General features: G+C 73.1%; 21 protein-coding genes, 1 tRNA gene, 1 other RNA gene and 1 pseudogene. 18 read left to right on the forward strand and 6 right to left on the reverse strand.

Annotated features, from left to right (window positions below):
* The first annotated feature begins 39 nt into the window (after positions 1-39).
* The 3 genes from ACH47X_RS25560 to ACH47X_RS25570 all read left to right on the forward strand — a co-directional run bounded on the left by ACH47X_RS25560 (position 40) and on the right by ACH47X_RS25570 (position 2,351).
* Entirely contained in the window at positions 40-759 is a 720-nt protein-coding gene (locus tag ACH47X_RS25560) for a YcnI family protein (protein WP_397408063.1), read from the forward strand.
* Positions 760-782: 23 nt separating this feature from the next.
* A complete protein-coding gene (locus tag ACH47X_RS25565; RefSeq protein ID WP_397408065.1) occupies positions 783-1,550 on the forward strand; it encodes a TetR/AcrR family transcriptional regulator in 768 nt (255 codons plus the stop codon).
* A gap of 69 nt (positions 1,551-1,619) precedes the next feature.
* Complete coding sequence (locus ACH47X_RS25570; protein ID WP_397408067.1) at positions 1,620-2,351, forward strand: hypothetical protein; 732 nt, start codon at positions 1,620-1,622, stop codon at positions 2,349-2,351.
* Positions 2,352-2,354: 3 nt separating this feature from the next.
* On the opposite strand, the gene ACH47X_RS25575 is transcribed toward ACH47X_RS25570, so the two are convergent.
* On the reverse strand, positions 2,355-3,302 hold the full coding sequence (locus tag ACH47X_RS25575; protein ID WP_397408069.1) for an endonuclease/exonuclease/phosphatase family protein: 948 nt from the start codon (positions 3,300-3,302) through the stop codon (positions 2,355-2,357).
* A gap of 120 nt (positions 3,303-3,422) precedes the next feature.
* Entirely contained in the window at positions 3,423-3,854 is a 432-nt protein-coding gene (locus ACH47X_RS25580) for a DoxX family protein (RefSeq protein WP_397408071.1), read from the reverse strand.
* A 146-nt stretch (positions 3,855-4,000) separates the two neighbouring features.
* Here ACH47X_RS25580 and ACH47X_RS25585 point away from each other — a divergent pair, with 146 nt between their 5' ends.
* Positions 4,001-4,513 (forward strand): MarR family winged helix-turn-helix transcriptional regulator, encoded by a 513-nt coding sequence (locus ACH47X_RS25585; protein WP_397408072.1) that lies wholly within the window; start codon positions 4,001-4,003, stop codon positions 4,511-4,513.
* A 58-nt stretch (positions 4,514-4,571) separates the two neighbouring features.
* On the opposite strand, the gene ACH47X_RS25590 is transcribed toward ACH47X_RS25585, so the two are convergent.
* A tRNA-Ser gene (locus tag ACH47X_RS25590) sits at positions 4,572-4,656 on the reverse strand.
* Positions 4,657-4,831: 175 nt separating this feature from the next.
* On the opposite strand from ACH47X_RS25590, the gene ffs reads away from it, so the two are divergent.
* The 7 genes from ffs (at position 4,832) to ACH47X_RS25625 (ending at position 11,569) form a co-directional block, all read left to right on the forward strand.
* An RNA gene (gene ffs, locus ACH47X_RS25595) (signal recognition particle sRNA small type) lies at positions 4,832-4,928 on the forward strand.
* 380 nt (positions 4,929-5,308) lie between these two features.
* Entirely contained in the window at positions 5,309-6,196 is an 888-nt protein-coding gene (locus ACH47X_RS25600; RefSeq protein WP_397408074.1) for a MetQ/NlpA family ABC transporter substrate-binding protein, read from the forward strand.
* On the forward strand, positions 6,196-7,392 hold the full coding sequence (locus ACH47X_RS25605; RefSeq protein ID WP_397408076.1) for a methionine ABC transporter ATP-binding protein: 1,197 nt from the start codon (positions 6,196-6,198) through the stop codon (positions 7,390-7,392). Before ACH47X_RS25600 ends, ACH47X_RS25605 begins: the two co-directional genes overlap by 1 nt.
* Positions 7,389-8,045, forward strand: a complete 657-nt coding sequence (locus ACH47X_RS25610; RefSeq protein WP_397408078.1) for a methionine ABC transporter permease — start codon at positions 7,389-7,391, stop codon at positions 8,043-8,045. The genes ACH47X_RS25605 and ACH47X_RS25610 overlap by 4 nt, the downstream gene beginning before the upstream one ends.
* An 18-nt stretch (positions 8,046-8,063) precedes the next feature.
* Positions 8,064-8,393, forward strand: a complete 330-nt coding sequence (locus ACH47X_RS25615; protein WP_397408080.1) for a hypothetical protein — start codon at positions 8,064-8,066, stop codon at positions 8,391-8,393.
* Positions 8,394-8,465: 72 nt separating this feature from the next.
* Positions 8,466-11,135, forward strand: a complete 2,670-nt coding sequence (locus ACH47X_RS25620; RefSeq protein WP_397408083.1) for a DNA polymerase III subunit gamma and tau — start codon at positions 8,466-8,468, stop codon at positions 11,133-11,135.
* Positions 11,132-11,569: an NUDIX domain-containing protein gene (locus tag ACH47X_RS25625; RefSeq protein ID WP_397408085.1), complete on the forward strand. Its 438-nt coding sequence runs from the start codon at positions 11,132-11,134 to the stop codon at positions 11,567-11,569. The genes ACH47X_RS25620 and ACH47X_RS25625 overlap by 4 nt, the downstream gene beginning before the upstream one ends.
* A gap of 9 nt (positions 11,570-11,578) precedes the next feature.
* Here the strand turns inward: ACH47X_RS25625 and ACH47X_RS25630 are convergent, their stop codons facing one another.
* Positions 11,579-11,755 (reverse strand): hypothetical protein, encoded by a 177-nt coding sequence (locus ACH47X_RS25630; RefSeq protein ID WP_020017856.1) that lies wholly within the window; start codon positions 11,753-11,755, stop codon positions 11,579-11,581.
* A gap of 93 nt (positions 11,756-11,848) precedes the next feature.
* Between ACH47X_RS25630 and ACH47X_RS25635 the strand changes: the two genes are divergently transcribed.
* Both ACH47X_RS25635 and ACH47X_RS25640 read left to right on the forward strand, forming a co-directional pair.
* On the forward strand, positions 11,849-12,313 hold the full coding sequence (locus tag ACH47X_RS25635; protein ID WP_397408087.1) for a MarR family winged helix-turn-helix transcriptional regulator: 465 nt from the start codon (positions 11,849-11,851) through the stop codon (positions 12,311-12,313).
* On the forward strand, positions 12,310-12,702 hold the full coding sequence (locus tag ACH47X_RS25640; RefSeq protein WP_397408089.1) for a VOC family protein: 393 nt from the start codon (positions 12,310-12,312) through the stop codon (positions 12,700-12,702). Before ACH47X_RS25635 ends, ACH47X_RS25640 begins: the two co-directional genes overlap by 4 nt.
* Here the strand turns inward: ACH47X_RS25640 and ACH47X_RS25645 are convergent.
* Positions 12,695-13,201, reverse strand: a complete 507-nt coding sequence (locus tag ACH47X_RS25645) for a hypothetical protein (protein WP_397408091.1) — start codon at positions 13,199-13,201, stop codon at positions 12,695-12,697. The two genes, ACH47X_RS25640 and ACH47X_RS25645, sit on opposite strands and share 8 nt — an antisense overlap.
* Positions 13,202-13,270: 69 nt before the next feature.
* Between ACH47X_RS25645 and ACH47X_RS25650 the strand changes: the two genes are divergently transcribed.
* The 5 genes and pseudogenes from ACH47X_RS25650 (at position 13,271) to ACH47X_RS25670 (ending at position 16,687) form a co-directional block, all read left to right on the forward strand.
* Positions 13,271-13,726, forward strand: a complete 456-nt coding sequence (locus ACH47X_RS25650; protein ID WP_397408093.1) for a MarR family transcriptional regulator — start codon at positions 13,271-13,273, stop codon at positions 13,724-13,726.
* A 47-nt stretch (positions 13,727-13,773) separates the two neighbouring features.
* Positions 13,774-14,370 (forward strand): NADAR family protein, encoded by a 597-nt coding sequence (locus tag ACH47X_RS25655; protein WP_397408095.1) that lies wholly within the window; start codon positions 13,774-13,776, stop codon positions 14,368-14,370.
* A gap of 59 nt (positions 14,371-14,429) precedes the next feature.
* Positions 14,430-14,873: pseudogene (locus ACH47X_RS25660) on the forward strand (nucleotidyltransferase domain-containing protein); the annotation flags it as partial.
* Positions 14,874-14,952: 79 nt separating this feature from the next.
* The gene (locus tag ACH47X_RS25665) at positions 14,953-15,222 is read left to right on the forward strand and encodes a hypothetical protein (RefSeq protein ID WP_397408097.1); all 270 of its coding nucleotides are present in this window, start codon (positions 14,953-14,955) and stop codon (positions 15,220-15,222) included.
* 37 nt (positions 15,223-15,259) lie between these two features.
* The gene (locus tag ACH47X_RS25670; RefSeq protein WP_397408099.1) at positions 15,260-16,687 is read left to right on the forward strand and encodes a serine hydrolase domain-containing protein; all 1,428 of its coding nucleotides are present in this window, start codon (positions 15,260-15,262) and stop codon (positions 16,685-16,687) included.
* Positions 16,688-16,689: 2 nt separating this feature from the next.
* Here the strand turns inward: ACH47X_RS25670 and ACH47X_RS25675 are convergent, their stop codons facing one another.
* Entirely contained in the window at positions 16,690-17,178 is a 489-nt protein-coding gene (locus ACH47X_RS25675) for a nitroreductase family deazaflavin-dependent oxidoreductase (RefSeq protein ID WP_397408101.1), read from the reverse strand.
* Between the last annotated feature and the right edge of the window lie 26 nt (positions 17,179-17,204).

The following is a 17,204-nucleotide window of genomic DNA, read 5'->3' on the forward strand; positions in this document are numbered from 1 at the left end:
CCCGCCCTCCCGACCACTCCGTACCGAAGGACCGAGCACATGACTCGCTTCAGCCTGCCCGCCCGCCGCGCCCTCGCGGCGATCCCCGCCACCGCCGTCCTGGTGCTGCTGCCCACCGTGGCCTACGCCCACGTGACCGTGAACCCCGACACGACCGCCGCCGAGAGCTACGCGAGCCTCGCGTTCCGCGTGCCGACGGAGTCGGACACCGCCTCCACCGAGAAGCTCGTCGTCGACCTGCCCACCGACACCCCGTTCCTCAGCGTCACGCCGCGCAGCCTGCCCGGCTGGGACGTCGAGGTCGAGGTGGCCGAGCTCGACGAGCCGTTCGAGGTCGAGGGTGCGACCGTCGACGAGGCGCCCGTGCGCGTGACCTGGACCGCTCAGAAGGGCAACGAGGTGCCGCCGCACGAGTACCAGGAGTTCGCCGTCCGGGTCGGCGCGCTGCCCGCCGAAGGCACCGACGTGGTGCTGCCCGCGCACCAGACCTACACCGACGGCAGCGTCGTCGACTGGGACGACCTGGCCGGTGACGACGGCAAGGAGCCCGAGGCGCCCGCCCCGGTGTTCACCACGACCGCCGCCGAGGGCGACGGACACGGCGGTGCGGCCCACGCGGAGGCGGGCTCGGACGGCGCCGCCGCGGCCACCGACGAGCCGGCCGTCGACCCCGTTGGCCGCTGGCTGGGCGCCGCCGGGATCGTGGTCGGCGCCGTCGGCATCGGCGCGGCCCTGGTGACGCGCCGCCGCGCCGCCTGACCTCGTCGGGGTGGCGGTCGCGCGTGCAAGACTGGAACGTGCCCGCCGCCACCCCGACCCGCAGGCAGCGACTGCGCGCAGAGCTGCTGCGTGAGGCGCGCGCGGCGGCCCGCCGGCTCCTCGCCGAGCACGGGGCGGACGGCGTCACGATGGTCGCGGTCGCCAAGGAGGTCGGGATCGCCGGGCCGGGCATGTACCGGTACTTCGAGGGGCGCCCCGGCCTGCTCACCGCCGTCTACGACGACACGCTGGACGAGCTGATCGCGTACCTGGAGCAGGCGGTCGCGCGGCAGCCGGCCGACGACCAGGCCGCGCGGCTGCACGCCGCGACGCACGCGCTGTTCGTGTGGTGCCGCTCCCACCGGAACGAGTTCGACCTGCTGCTCGGCGCCGACGCACAGCACGCGGTGGGGGCGTCCGGCCCGGGCCGGCCGCACTTCGTGCACCGGCTCGGCTCGGTGTTCGTGCCGACCTTCGCCGCCCTGTGGCGCGCCGGGGTCCCGTTCCCGGGCGACGCCGACGTCGCGCCGGGGCTCGCCCCGGAGCTCGACGCGTACCGCACGGTGCTCACGCAGGACAGCCCCGGTGTGGCCGAGGAGGTCCCCGTGGGCGTGGTGCACACGATCATGGTGTTCTGGCGCCAGGTCTACGGCCTGCTGTGCATGGTCGCGTACGACCAGCTCGACTACGCCTTCGGCAACTTCGACGCGATGTTCGACGACATGATGCGGAGCCTCCTGGCGTCGCTGGGGCTCGAGCCGAGCCCGCGGGTGGTGCTCGTCGAGGCCTGAGTTCCTGGCCCCGGAGTCGGCTGTCCGGATAGAGTTCGGCGCCGGTACAGGGGCACAGAAGGGGGTCCGATGGAGCGCGATCCGCGGACGGACACGCTCGCCGCGGCGCGTCGCCTGCTGGCCGCCGACGGCGTCCGGGGGGTCACCGTCCCCGCCGTCGCCCAGCACCTCGCGCTGCCCGAGGCCGACGTGGCGCGCGCTGTCGGGGACCGGGCCGGGCTGCTGGAGGCCCTGTACGAGTCGACGATGGGCCGCCTGCTGGAGTTCCTCGGTGCAGCGGTGGCGCAGCAGGACCCGGACGACCTCGCGGCCCAGGTCGAGGCGGGCACGCACGCGATCATCGTGTGGTGCGGCACGCACCGGGCCGAGTTCGGCCTTCTGATGGGTCCGGGCTTCCGCGAGGCCGTCGGCGCCCGGGCGTCGGTGCGGCAGAGCGTCGCCTCCCGGCTCGGCGGAGCCTGGGCGCCCCTGTTCGACCGGGTCCGCCACGCGGGCTCGCCCTGCCCGCCCGACGGCGACATCCCGGCCGACCTGGCGCCGCAGCTCGACGTGTACCGGCGGCTGCTCCTGCGGGCCAACCCCGGGATGGGCGGCGACCTTCCGCTGGGGGTCGTGTACCTGATGACGGTCGGCTGGCGGCAGATCTTCGGCGTCCTGTGCATGCTCGTGTTCGACCCCGAGGCCCCGCCCGTGAGCGAGCTCGGCGAGTCCATCGCCCAGCTCAACCGCTCGCTCCTGGAGCTCGTAGGCCTGGTGCCGAGCCCGGCCGTGCGCCTGGTCGGGGTGCCCGAGGCCGCCTGAGCCTCAGCCGATGCGGAGCAGGGCCTGGACCGGCGCGTGGTCGCTCGGGTAGCGGCCGTCCCGGGTCCAGGTGTTGATGGCGGCCGAGCGCACCTCGACACCGGGGGTGGCCAGGATCCAGTCGATCCGGGTGCCCTCCGGGTTCGGCGTCCCGTAGTTGGGGAACGTGCCCATGTACGGCGTGAGCTGCCGGTCGGCGGCGCGCCAGGTGTCCTGCAGCCCGCCCTCGGTGACCAGCACGTCGTACGGCGCCGAGGCCTCCGCGGCGGCGTTGCAGTCCGCGGTGAAGACGACGGGCAGGCCCGCCTCGGCCACCTGGTCGCGCACCACCTGGGCGCTGCGCACCCGGGCGTTCTCGGCCTGGTGGTCGAAGTGTGAGTTGATGTGCACGAAGTCACGGCCGGTCGCCTCGTCGTGGAACTCGGCCCAGGTGACGATCCGGGTCACGGTGTTGCCCCAGGTGGTGGAGCCGATCAGGTCCGGGGTGTCGGACAGCCAGAACTGGTCCCACCATTTCACGGTCAGCCGGCGGGCGTCGTAGAAGATGCCGGAGTACTCGCCGCCGGCGCCACCGTCCCGCCCGAAGCCCACCATCCGGTAGTGCTTGCCCAGCCCGGCCTCGACGGCGGGGAGCTGGTGGAACAGCACCTCCTGGACGCCCAGGACCGTCGGCTGTTCCAGCCGGAGGAACGCGGTGGCCAGCGGGGCCCGCTCCGGCCAGTAGTCGGGCTCGCCCGGCTGCGTCTGACCCACCCGGTCGTAGCGGACGTTGAAGCTCATGGCGTGCAGCAGGTCGCCGCGGGCAGGGCCGATCACCGGCTTGCCGCCCGGGGCGGTCCGGGCCGCGGCCGGGCTCGCCAGCGCGGCCGAGACGCCGAGGGCGCCGACCGCGCCGGCGGCCGTGAGCATGGTGCGGCGCGAGACTCCTGCGCCGCCAGGGATGACGGACATGCGCTCTCCTCCGGGTCAGGTGGTTGGTGCCGGTCCACCCGACCAGGTGAAAGTGAGCATGTCCAGAACGCCGTGTGACGCGTGGGCGAATTGCGCGGCTTGTGTGGCCTGCGCGCCGGGTCAGGCCACCTGGGTGCGGGCGGCTCGCGCGCGGCCCACCAGGTGGTCGACGCTCCACGCGCCAGGGCCTGTGGCCGCCAGCACGAGCGCGCCGGCACCGAGGGCCGCGACCAGCTCGAAGCCGCCCTGGTCGACGAAGACGCCGTTGCCGAGGTGTACGAGCACGAGCGCCCCGAGCATGTTCAGCACCACCAGCAGGCCGACGACGGGGGTGGCGGCGCCGAGGATCAGCGCCGCGCCGCCGACGAGCTCGACCACGGCCGCGAAGACGGCGGCGGCCTGCGGCACGGGGATGCCCATGCCGGCGAAGGAGTCGATGGTGCCCGAGATGCCGAAGGTGAAGAACTTCTGGGCGCCGTGCGCGATGAGCACCGCGCCGATGGCGATGCGGGCGACGAGCGTCGCGAGGTCCCTGGTCCACGGAAACGTCATGAGAGAACTCCTGTGCTTGTTCTGGCCGGTGTGTTCTGGCAGGTGGGCGTGGGGCTAGGGGGTGAATCAAGTTGTAGCTTCAACTTTCGCGGCACGCTAGCACGGGGTGAATTGAAGCGACAACCATCGCGTGAGAGCCTTTCGTCGTGACCGACACCCCGTGGCTCGACCGTCGTCAGATGGCGGCCTGGGTTCGCTTCGTCGCGGTGCTGGAGCTGCTCCCTGGCGTCTTCGACAGCCAGCTGCGCCGCGACTCCGGCGTGACGCACTTCGACTACTTCGTCATGGCGGTGCTCTCCGAGTCGCCCGGCCGCACCCTGCGGATGGCCGAGCTGGCCGGCGCGACGAACGCGACGCTGTCGCGGCTCTCGCACGTGGTGCAGCGGCTGGAGGAGCGCGGCCTCGTCGAGCGGTTCCCCGGACCGGGGGGCCGGCGGGTGACCAACGCGCGGCTCACCGAGGAGGGCTGGGCCATGATGCGCAAGGCCGCGCCGGGCCACGTCGCCACGGTGCGGCGGCACGTCATCGACGTGCTGACGCCGGAGCAGGTGGACCAGCTCGCCGCGATCAGCGACGCCGTGCTGGCGAGCATCGACCCGCCTGGTCCGATGGCCGCGGGCTACCGGCGGTATGACGCGCCAGGAGTCCCGGGGGAGTAAGGCCCGGAAACGACGATGACGCGAGACATCGGTGATGTCTCGCGTCATCGAACTACTGCGGAGGATGGGGGATTCGAACCCCCGAGGGCGTTAACCCAACACGCTTTCCAAGCGTGCGCCATAGGCCACTAGGCGAATCCTCCTCGCGCGCTGCACAACGGCGGGCGCACGACCACGGACCGGAGTCTGGCGCGGCCTGACGAGGATACCGGACGCCGTGCTCGGACAACGAATCGGAATCCGGGTAGGTCGATGTGAGGTGGCGAACAGCGGGTTCTGCCCGGTTCGGTTAGGGCGTCCGGATCGGTTAGGCTTGCGGCAGACCCCTCGTGCGGCACCATCTCGCCGAACTCCCCCAGGGCCGGAAGGCAGCAAGGGTAAGTGAGCTCTGGTGGGTGTGCGAGGGGTCCTTTCTTGCCCGGAATCTGGCGGGTCCGCCACGATGTGGACGCTTTTTGGTCCGCATCATGGGATTTACCCCGCAGGGATTGGCTTCGACGTCGTCCGGTGACGCACGATGTCCGCATGACCCGCACCCGGACCTCCGCAACGACGTCGCGCACCTGTCGCGACGCGATGTGTCGCGGCCGCGTGCGCGGCGGGCGAATGCGCGAGCGCTGACAGCGCCGCACGTTCCCGCGGTCCCTTTCCGGACCGCCCGCATCGTCCCGAGCTCGCCACGTTGCTGATGGCCGTGGCCCGCCGTCTCCCCACACCCTCGGCCTGCGCCCGGCGCAGGCCCCCCGCATCCTGAGCACAGGCATACCCGCGCCCGTGCGCCCGAGAGGACCACCCATGTCTCGTTTCACCTCCGTCCTGACGACCGGCCTCGCCGTCACCGCCGTCCTCGCGCTGAGCGCCTGCGGTGGCGCCGACGAGGCTGCGCCCGCCACGGGCTCCGCCGAGGACCCGGTCCGCATCGGCGTCGTCAACTCCGGCGACGACTACTGGACCACCTTCTCCGACCTGGCCGAGGAGGAGGGAATCAGCGTCGAGCTGGTGAACTTCAGCGACTACCAGCTCCCCAACCAGGGGCTGACCGACGGGGACCTGGACCTGAACCAGTTCCAGCACCTGCAGTTCCTCGCCAACTACAACACCGCCACCGGCTCGGACCTCACGCCGATCGCGGCCACCGCCGTGTACCCGCTCGGCCTCTACTCGCTCAAGCACGACAGCGTGGAGGACATCCCGGAGGGCGGCGAGATCGCCATCCCGAACGACGACACGAACCAGGCCCGCGCGCTGCTCGTGCTGCAGGAGGCCGGCCTGGTCGCCCTGCGCGACGGCGGCAGCGCGTTCTCCACGCCTGCCGACGTTCTGGAGGACGAGTCCAAGGTGACCGTGACCCCGGTCGACGCCGCCCAGACGGCGCTCGCACTGCAGGACGTCGACGCCTCGATCATCAACAACGACTTCGTGGGCGACGCCGATCTGACCTCCGACGACGCCATCTTCTCGGACGACCCGGACTCCTCCGCCGCCGAGCCGTACATCAACGTGTGGGTGGCCCGCGGGGCCGACGCCGACAACGAGGTGTTCCAGCAGCTCGTCGAGATCTACCACTCCCCGGAGGTCGAGGAGGGCGTGCTCGAGGCCTCGGGCGGCACGGGCGTGATCAAGGACAACTCCGCGGCCGAGCTGCAGGAGATCCTGGCCGGCATCCAGGAGGACGCCTCCTGATGCCTGCGGCGACCAGCGGCATCATCCGGTTCCAGGGTGCCACCAAGGTGTTCCCGGGCCGGGGGAAGGGCGCCGAGGTGCGCGCCGTCGACGAGGTGACCCTCGACATCCGTGAGGGCGAGATCTTCGGCGTCATCGGTCAGTCGGGCGCCGGCAAGTCCACGCTGGTGCGGCTGATCAACGCGCTGGAGCGCACCACTGGCGGTGACGTGGTCGTCGACGGCGTCGCGCTCGGGTCCCTGAGCGAGGCCCGCCTGCGCCCGGTGCGGGCGGGGATCGGCATGGTGTTCCAGCAGTTCAACCTGCTGTCCTCCCGGACCGTCTCGGGGAACATCGCCTACCCGCTGGAGGTCGCCGGCTGGCCGCGTGCCAAGCGGGACGCCCGGGTGGCCGAGCTGCTGGACTTCGTGGGCCTGGCGGACAAGGCGGGGGTCTACCCGTCCACCCTGTCCGGCGGGCAGAAGCAGCGCGTCGGGATCGCCCGGGCGCTCGCCACCAACCCGCGCATCCTGCTGGCCGACGAGGCGACGTCGGCCCTGGACCCCGAGACCACGCGCGACGTGCTGGACCTGCTCCAGCGCGTCAACCGTGAGCTCGGGATCACCGTGGTCGTCATCACGCACGAGATGGATGTGGTGCGCTCGATCTGTCACCGCGTCGCGGTGATGGAGCGGGGCCGCGTGGTCGAGGTGGGCGAGGCCTACCAGGTCTTCAGCTCGCCCCGGCACGACACCACGCGGCGGTTCGTCGCGACGGCGCTGCGCGACCGGCCCTCGCCCGAGGTGCTGGCCCGCCTGCGGACCCGGCACACCGGGCACATCGTCACGGTCGGCGTGGACGAGGTGGCCGGCTCGTCGGCAGTGCTCACGCGGACGCTGCGCGAGCACGGCGTGGACGGCACGGTCGTCTTCGGCGGCATCACGGAGGTCGCGGAGCGGCCGTACGGGTCGCTGACGGTGGAGCTCGTCGGCGACGGCGGCTCGGTGGAGGCCGCCGTCGCGGCGCTGCGCGCCGTGACCTGGGTGGACGATCACGGCACCGCGGCCGACCCGCGCGAGGTGCGCGGCGTCGGGCAGCAGGACGCCCCGGACGCCGACCCGGTCGGTCCGCCGGACCCGGGCGCGCCCGGGGAACGTCTGCCCGGGAACGGGCCGTTCGGCGGGCAGACGTGGCTGACGGGAGGGATTGACCTGTGAACTGGGACTACTTGACGCCGCTGCTCTGGGAGGCCGCGGGCCAAACGGCCTACATGGTGCTGATCACGCTGCTGATCGGCGGGTTCCTGGGCCTGGCCCTCGGGCTCGGGCTGTACCTGACGCGGCCGGGCAACCTGCTGCAGCACCGGTTCGTGTTCGCCGTGCTGAACCTCGCGGTGAACATCGTGCGGCCCATCCCGTTCATCATCTTCCTGGTGGCGCTCGGCCCGCTGACCCGAGCCGTCATCGGCTCGACGATCGGCATCGAGGCGTTCACGTTCGCGATGTGCTTCATGGCCACGTTCGTCTTCGCGCGGCTCGTGGAGCAGAACCTCGTGTCGATCGACCCCGGCGTGGTCGAGGCGGCCCGGGCCATGGGCGCCTCGCCGCTGCGGATCGTGCGGACCGTGCTGGTCCCGGAGGCGCTCGCGCCACTGATCCTCGGCTACACCTTCCTGTTCGTCGGTGTGCTCGACATGTCCGCGATCGGCGGCTACCTGGGTGCGGGCGGCCTCGGTGACTTCGCGATCGTGCAGGGCTACCGCCAGTACGACTGGGCGGTGACCGCCGTCGTGGTGGTGATCATCGTGGTGATCGTGCAGGCGGTGCAGTGGCTCGGCAACGGCCTGGCGCGGCGGGCGCTGCGGCGCTGACGTGGGAGAGTGTGGCCCATGTCGGACCAGCCGCAAGCCCCGTACCCGGCCCAGCAGCCGCCCGCGCCGCGGCCGATCAGTCCCGCCTACCGGAAGTGGGCCACCGCCCTCCTCTGGATCGCGGTGATCCTGCTGGCGTTCGTGGTCGTCGCGACCGTGGCGAGCTTCGTGCTGCTCGGCCTGGCGAACGCGAGCTCGGACGCCGGCGCGTACGGCTACCTCGCGATCTTCCTCTGGTTCGCGGTCTTCGCCGTGTTCCCGGTCCTCCTTGGCGCCGGGATCCCCGGCCTGGTCATGCGGGCGCGCGTGCGCCGCACGCCGCAGGCCCTCGGCGGCACCGCGCCGTGACCTGACGACGTGGCTGTCCGCCTGTGGACGGCCACGTCGTCAGTGTCGGTGGTGGCGTCTATCGTTGCGGGGGTGAGCACCGCCCTCTACCGCCGCTACCGGCCCGAGACGTTCGCCGAGGTGATCGGCCAGGACCACGTCACGGGCCCCCTCATGCAGGCCCTGCGCAGCGGACGGGTGAACCACGCCTATCTGTTCAGCGGCCCGCGCGGCTGCGGCAAGACGACGTCGGCCCGGATCCTCGCGCGCACGCTGAACTGCGCGAAGAACACGCCCGAGTCGCCCATCGACACCCCGTGCGGCGAGTGCCCCTCGTGCGTCGAGCTCGCGCGCGGCGGCCCCGGGTCGCTCGACGTGGTCGAGATCGACGCCGCCTCCCACAACGGCGTCGACGACGCACGCGACCTGCGCGAGCGCGCCACGTTCGCCCCGGCCCGCGACCGCTACAAGATCTTCATCCTCGACGAGGCGCACATGGTGACGCCACAGGGCTTCAACGCACTGCTCAAGATCGTCGAGGAGCCCCCGGCCCACATCAAGTTCATCTTCGCGACCACGGAGCCGGACAAGGTGATCGGCACCATCCGGTCGCGCACTCACCACTACCCGTTCCGGCTGGTGCCGCCGGACGTGCTGTCGCCCTACCTGGAGCACCTCTGCGGCGCCGAGGGCATCGAGGTGGGCGGGGGAGTGCTCCCGCTCGTCACCCGTGCGGGCGGCGGCTCGGTGCGCGACTCGCTCTCCGTGATGGACCAGCTCATCGCGGGCGCCACGGGCGGAGTCGTGGACTACGACCTCGCGGTCGGCCTGCTCGGCTTCACCCACGCCACCCTGCTGGACGACGTCGTCGACGCGCTCGCCGCACGCGACGGCGGCTCGATCTTCCGGGTCGTGGACCAGATCATCGCCACGGGGCACGAGCCGCGCCGGTTCGTCGAGGACGTCCTGGAACGCCTGCGCGACCTCATCGTCATCGCGGTCTCGGGCGACGCGGCCGACGCCGTGCTGCGCGGTATCCCCAGCGACCAGCTCGAACGGATGCGGGCCCAGGCCGGCCGGCTCGGCGTGGCCGAGCTCTCCCGGGCGGCGGACCTCGTGAACGCGGCGCTCACCGAGATGACGGGCGCCACCTCGCCGCGCCTGCACCTCGAGCTCCTGTGCGCCCGTCTGCTCCTGCCCGGTGCCGACGACGGCGCCGCGGGTCTCGCCGCCCGCATCGACCGCCTCGAACGGGGCGGCATCGTGGCGTCGGGTGCGCCGGCCGGTGCCGCTGCTGCCGCGCCCGGTGGCGGCGCGGCCGCAGCTGGAGGCGACGACTCCCCGGCCAGCGGTCTTGCCGGCGCTGCCGCCGCACGGGCTGTGCTGGACGCTCGCAAGAAGCGCACGGAGCAGCCGTCCGGTGCGAGCCGCCCTGCGGAGAAGCCGGTGGCCCCGGTCCCGACGCCGGACCCCGAGCCGACACCGACCCCGCCCACACCGGCCGAGCAGCCCGCCGCTCAGGAGCCGACGCCGGCACCCGAGCCAGCGACGCCCGAACCGGCAGCACCCGAGCCGGCAGCACCCGAGCCGGCCACACCCGAGCCGGCCACACCCGAGCCGGCCACACCCGAGCCGGAACCGGTCCCCGTGGCGACGGTCCCGGCCCCGGCGGCCGTCACGCCGCCGTCCGGCACCGAACCTGAGGTCACCACCGAGACCGTCCGCCGGCGCTGGCAGGAGGTGCTCGGCGCCCTCGCCGCTGCCCGCGTGACATGGTCGCTTGTCGGCCCGAACGCGCAGGTCGCGGCCCTGGAGGGCGGCACGCTCAAGCTCGGCTTCGGGGCGCCCGGCCTGGCCCGAGCCTTCTCCAACGCACGGCACACGAGCGCCGTCGAGGAGGCGGTCTACCAGACCCTCGGCATCCGGGTGCGTGTCGAGGCGACGCTCGACGAGGGCCCGTCGGGTGGCGGCGGCCCGTCCGGCGGTGGTCCCTCGGGCGGTGGCGCGGGCCCCGCGCCGTCCTCGGGCCAACCGCGCGGCGAGGCCCCGGTCACGGCCCCGGCTCCCGCCGCGGCTCCCGAGCCGGACTGGCCCGACGTACCCGCGCCGGGTGGCGGTGCCGTCACGGTCTCGGCGCCCACGACCGCCACCGTCTCCGCGGCGAACGCCTCGGCTCCAGGAGCGGTCGTGGCACAGGGGAGCGTCGCGGTCGCCGAGCGGCCCCAGCCGTCCCGGTCCGAGCCGTCCCGTCCCGAGCCTTCGCGCCCCGCGCCGTCCGGCCCCGAGGCGGGGCGTCCCGAGCCGACCCGCTCGCCGTCCGCGGCCAGCGCGGCCGACCAGGCCTGGCTCGCGGGCGCCAGCGCGACCGAGCCGCCCGCGGACTACGACATGCCGGAGCCCGAGCCGGTCTACGAGGACTCCGCCCCGGCCGGCCGCCCCGCCCGGCCCGCGGCCGACGCACCTTCGGCGCCGTCCGCCCCTCCGGGCCGGTCCGCCGCGGTGACCGGCGCCGGCAGCGCCCGGGAGGCGCTCCGGCAGGCGGCCGAGCGCCGTGCCCGTGCCGCAGCGGCCGGCGGTGCGCAGTCGGCCCCCCGCACCGCGCAGCCCGCGGACCGCGGGCCGGCGTCGGCTGACGGGCAGGACTACTACGACGAGCCGTCCGAGGACGACCCGGACATCGTCACCGGTGGTCTGGCGGGCGTGTCGCTCGTGGTGCAGGTGCTGGGCGGCACGGTGATCGACGAGATCGTGGAGCAGTCATGAGCGGGAACGGGAAGAGCACGGGCGGGTCGGGCGGCCGGACGACGCTGCGGATCGTCGCGGCGGTCGTGGAGCGTGCCGACGGGCGGCACCTGCTCGTCCGCAAGCGCGGAACCCAGGCGTTCATGCAGGTGGGTGGCAAGATCGAGCCCGGCGAGGAGCCGCTGGCGGCGCTGCTGCGGGAGTTCGAGGAGGAGGTCGGGGTCCGGCTCGACCCGGCCGACATCGAGAGCATCGGGCGGTTCGGCGCACCCGCCGCGAACGAGCCGGACCACGTGGTCGACGCGCACGCCTACCGGGTGCGGCTACGCGACGGCGAGCAGATCGCCGTCCAGGCGGAGCTCGAGGAGCTCGTCTGGATCGACCCCGCGGACCCGGTCGCGAGCTACCCGCTCGCGCCGCTGTCGCGCGACCTGCTGGCCGCAGCCGGCCACTGAGTTCTGCCGTCAGTCCTCGGCCTGCTGTGCCCGATACCGCGCGACCTTCTCGGCACGCTCGCGCTCGAGCCTGCGCCGCGGATCACGGTCCTCGGACTGCTCGGCCGGCCCCGCCACGTGCAGCAGCAGCCAGTTGAGCCGCCACAGCACGCGGTAGCCCAGGGTGAGACCGTCGCGGTTGCGCATGCCCTGCCTCCATTTGGTTGGTGTACAAATAGTTTGCACACCAACTGTTACTCTGGTCAAGTACGAGCCCGGTCACGAGCCGAGAGGAGCCGCATGACCGCCACGTCCCACCCCGGCGTCGCGCCCGACCCCGAGGACCTCCTGGCCCTCGACCGTCAGGTGTGCTTCGCCCTCGCCGTCGCCTCGCGCAGCGTCATCGCGCTCTACCGGCCGTTGCTCGAGCCGATGGGCATCACGCACCCGCAGTACCTGGTCATGCTCGCCCTGTGGGAGCAGTCGCCGCTCTCGGTCAAGCAGCTCAGCGGGCTGCTGCAGCTCGATCCGGGCACCCTCTCCCCGCTGCTCAAGCGTCTCGAGGCGATCGGCTACGTGACCCGGGGCCGCGACCCGCGCGACGAGCGCGCCTTGGCGGTCGAGCTCACCGAGGAGGGTCGCGAGCTGCGCGAGCAGGCCCTGGGCGTGCCGCCCGCGATCATGGAGCGCCTGGGCATGTCCGCCGAGGAGCTCGGCCTGCTCCACCGCAGCCTCACCCGCGTCATCGCGGCGGCCGCCCCGTGAGTCGCGGGCGCCTGCACCACGTCGAGCTGTGGGTGCCGTCCCTCGCGCGAGCCGAGGCGTCCTGGGGCTGGCTCCTGACGACGCTCGGCTACGCCGAGCACCAGCGCTGGTCGGTCGGCGTGAGCTGGATCCTCGACGGCGCCTACGTGGTCGTCGAGCAGAGCCCCGCGATGGGGGCCGGTGCGCACGACCGCCTCGCGCCGGGGCTGAATCACCTCGCGTTCCACGGGGGCACGCGTGCCGAGGTGGACCGGCTCGCCGAGGCCGCGCCCGCGCACGGCTGGTCGCTCATGTTCGCCGACCGCCACCCGCACGCCGGCGGCCCCGACCACCACGCGGCCTACCTGGAGAACGAGGACGGCTACGAGGTCGAGGTCGTCGCTAGCTGACCGGCTCGCCGGCCGGCTCGGCCGGGGCGGCGGAGGCGAGCGGGTGGACCGCCAGGAGCGCCATCATCCACAGCATGGTGAACGGGATCACCGTGATGTTCTTGATCGCGAGCTCCCACGCCAGCCAGGTCTCCCGCTCGATGTCGCCGACGTGCCCGGCGAGCGCGTCGGGGATCACCTTGAAGATGACGAGGAACAGCGCCAGCAGGCCCATGGACGCCAGGACCGTCGGCCAGTTCCGCGTGTTCCACGCCGACCACCGCGCCCCGGCGCCCTGCCAGGCGGTGCCGCGCAGGAGGGTGGCCGCCGCCCACGCGATGAAGGCGATGCGGGCCACCGCCGTGAAGATCTCGCCGCCCGCACCGCCTGCCCAGTCGGCGGTGCCGCTCACCGAGAGGAAGCGTTGCGCCGAGGCGAGCGCACCGAAGGCGAGCACGACCGGGTAGTGGCGGGCGAAGAACCGCCAGGTCTCGGCGAGGATCGCGAGTGCTCCGGGCATGACGGGCTCCATTCGCTGGACTGAATCATTTAGTCAACTAAACCATATGGTGGAGTGCACAATGGGTTCATGTCAACACCCGCCGACCCCGGGGCCCGCCTTGGCGCCGAGCTGAGCGACGCCGTCGTGATGTTCCACGAGGCGCTCGGCGCCCTGATGGGTCTCTCCGCCGCGGACAACAAGGCGCTCGGCGTCATCCGCCGCGAGGGCCCCATGTCCGCGCGCGAGCTCGCCGACCGGACCGGGCTCACCGCGGGGGCGGTCACCGGCCTCGTGGACCGGCTGGAGCACGCCGGCTACGCCCGGCGCACCCGCCACGAGACGGACCGGCGACGGCTCGTGATCGAGGCCACCGCGCCGGCATCGCCTCAGGTCAACGAGGCTGTGGCCGAGATGGCGCAGGCCATGGGCCGGGTGACCGAGCAGTTCTCCCCGGACGAGCTGCTGGTCGTGGCTCGGTGGGTGGAACTCACCACGGCGACCATGCGGGAGCAGGCGGTCCGCACCGCCGCCCGGACTGCCTGACCGGCCCCGCGCGGGCAGTGTCAGCGGCTCCTGGCACACTTCCGGCCATGTCCCACGACGTCACGCTCCGGCCCGCGTCCGCCCGCTCCGTCGACGAGCTCCGGGCACTCGTCGACGCCGGCGCGACACCGAAGTACCTGCACTTCTGGGGTCACCAGCCCCAGGCGGACGGCACCGTCGGCCCGAGCAGCCTGAGCCAGTGGTTCGAGGCGCCGTTCACCGTGGACGGCGTGCACTACCGCACGGCCGAGCACTGGATGATGGCGCAGAAGGCCCGCCTGTTCGGGGACCCGGAGGCCGAGCGCGCGGCGGTCGACGCCCCGAATCCCGCGCTGGCGAAGGCCGCCGGGCGCACGGTCCGCGACTTCGACGACGCCGTGTGGGTGCGGGAGCGGTTCGAGATCGTGGTGCGCGGCAACGAGCACAAGTTCGCCTCCCGGCCCGAGCTGCGCGACTACCTGCTGCGCACCGGCTCCCGGGTGCTGGTCGAGGCCAGCCCGCGCGACCGGGTGTGGGGCATCGGGATGGGAGCCAAGAACGAGAATGCCGAGAACCCGGCCGCCTGGCGCGGCCTCAACCTGCTGGGCTTCGCCCTGATGGAGGCCAGGGAGCGGCTGCGCGGCCGAGCCGGGCCGGCGAAATGAGCACGACTTGGCGGTCGCCCGGGCGCTAGCTTCCGGGGATGCGGAGCATCCCCGACTCGATGGACCCGGACGTCGTCCGGGCCATCGACGCGCGCCTTGACCGGGTCGAGCAGGAGTACGACGTGCGGGTGCTCTGGGCGATCGAGAGCGGCAGCCGGGCCTGGGGCTTCCCGTCACCGGACTCCGACTACGACTGCCGGTTCCTGTACGTGCGCCGCGTCGACGACTACCTGGGCCTGCGCGCGCGGCGGGACGTGATCGAGACGCCGCTGGACAAGGTCTTCGACGTCAACGGCTGGGACGTGCGCAAGGCGCTCGCCCTGATGGTGAAGGGAAACGCCACGGTCGGGGAGTGGCTGCGCTCGCCGATCGTGTATCGCGGTGACGCCGCCGTGCGCGACGACCTGCTGGCCCTCGCCGGCCGTGCGGTGGACGGGCGCGCGCTGATGAACCACTACCTGCACATCGGTCGGAGCAGCCTGGGCCTGTACGCCTCGACCGGGGTGGCCAAGAAGTTCCTCTACGCCCTGCGGCCGGCGGTGACGCTGCGCTGGATGCGGGTGCGAGATCGCCGCACCACCGATGGACCTGCCCTCTCTCGTCGCGGGCTCCACGGTGCCCGGCGACGTCCGGGCCGCCGTCGACGAGCTGGTCCGCCACAAGTCGGCCACCCGGGAGATGGGCGCCATCGCCGTGCCGCAGGTCCTGCCGGACTTCGTCGAGGCGGAACTCCGTCTCGCGGAGACGGCGCTGGCGGAGCCCAGGCCGGCACGCGAGGGTCGCGAGACCGCCTGGTCACTCGCGGACGGCGCGTTCCGGCGGCTGGTCGACAGGCGCGAACCCGTGGGGTGAGAATGTCGCGTCGCCCAGCGAAAGGACGTGCTCCAGCATGTCGCGGATCCTGCCCCGCTCCACCCCCGAGGCCGAGGGGGTCGACCCCGCGGCGCTGCGGCGTCTCGTCGACCGCCTGGACGCGCTGGAGGACGTGCACAGCCTGATGGTGCTGCGCCATGGCCAGGTGATCACCGAGTCCTGGTGGCACCCGCACACCGCCGACCGCCCGCACGTCATGTTCTCGGTGAGCAAGAGCTTCACGTCGACGGCGGTCGGCCTCGCGGTCCAGGAGGGGCTGCTCGCCCTGGACGACCGGGTCGTCGACCTCCTTCCGGACGACGCCCCCGCCGACCAGGGCGAGCACCTGCGCGCCATGCGCGTGCGCGACCTGCTGACGATGAGCACCGGCCACAGCGCCTCCACGATGGAGGGCATCGACCGCACCATCTCGCTGCCGGGCGCGGGCTGGGCGCGCGCGATCCTGGCGCAGCCCGTGGAGCACGAGCCGGGCACGCACTTCGTCTACAACACGGGCGCGACCTACCTGCTGTCGGCGATCCTGCACCGGCTCACGGGTGAGCGGCTGCTCGACTACCTGACGCCGCGCCTGCTGGCGCCTCTCGGCATCACGCACGCCACGTGGGAGCAGGACCCGGACGGCATCGACGTGGGCGGGTTCGGCTTGTCGATCACCACCGAGGAGATGGCCGCGTTCGGGCAGCTCTACCTGCGGGGCGGCGCCTGGGCGGGGCAGCAGCTCGTCCCCGCGGAGTGGGTGGCGGCGGCTACCGCCGCGCAGGTCCCCAACGGGCCCCACGACTGGCCCGACTGGAACCAGGGCTACGGCTACCAGTTCTGGCAGTGCCGGCACGGCGCCTTCCGGGCCGACGGCGCGTTCGGCCAGTACGTCGTCGTCTGGCCGGAGAAGGACCTGGTCGTCACCATGACCTCGGGCCTGTCGGATCTCCAGTCCGTGCTAGACGTCGTGTGGGAGACCCTGCTGCCGGACGACGTCTGGGCGGTCCCCACCGAGACCGAGACCGGTCACCCGCCCCGCGAGACCGCCCTGCCGACGCCGGCGGGCGCGGCGTCGTCCCCGCTGGAGGAGTCTCTCCGGGACATGACCTACGAGCTGGAGGCCAATCCGCACGGCCTCGGCACGCTGGCCGTCGGCCGGGCCGCGGACGGCGGCACGGAGCTGACGTTCACGACGGCCGGCGCGGACCAGTCCGTCCGGTTCGGCCGCGGCGAGTGGGTCTCCGGGACCTGCGCGCTGCTGGGTGCTCCGGCCGACGTCGCGACCGCCGCGGCCTGGGCCGACGAGTCGACGCTGCGCGGCCGGATGATCTTCCTCGGCACCCCGTTCGAGTGGCGCCTGGAGCTGACGTTCTCCGGGGACGACGTCACGGTGACGATCGACCAGAACGTCGCCTTCGGCGAGCGCGAGCTGCTGCGGGTCGCCGGCAAGGCGCGCCGGGACTGACCTCAGGCCGGACCGGGCGGAGCGGGCCGGAACGCGACCAGCGGCAGCCGCCCGACCAGACGCCGCCGGTCCTCGTCGGTGCCGCGGTACTCGAACCCCGCGAACACGGTGAGGGTGCGCCGCAGCACCGGCCGCAGGATCCCGTACCGCCGTTCGTAGGCGGTCATGGCGTCGAACGCCTCGTCGGCGCCCAGGAACCGCACCGTCGCGCGGCGCGGGGCACGCCCGAAGCTGATCCGGGCGTCCTTGTTCGCGCGCAGGTTGCGCAGCCACTGGGCGTCCTCGCCGAACCCGGAGATCACGACCGCCTCGCCCGTCACCGGGTCGTACCGGACCACCTCCAGCACCACGGTGTGCGCGGCGCCGGTCCGGCGTCCGACGTGCGTGAGCTGCAGGAACCGCCGGCCGAGCACGCGGCCCAGGCCGTGCCGGTACAGGGCGTTGGGCGCGGCGAACGCCCTTCGGAGCCAGGGAGAGAGGGTGCGGGTCATGCTCCCCACCGTAGGTGACCTGCGAC

Source organism: Promicromonospora kroppenstedtii, from assembly GCF_044389675.1.
GTDB classification, from domain to species: Bacteria; Actinomycetota; Actinomycetes; order Actinomycetales; family Cellulomonadaceae; genus Promicromonospora; species Promicromonospora kroppenstedtii.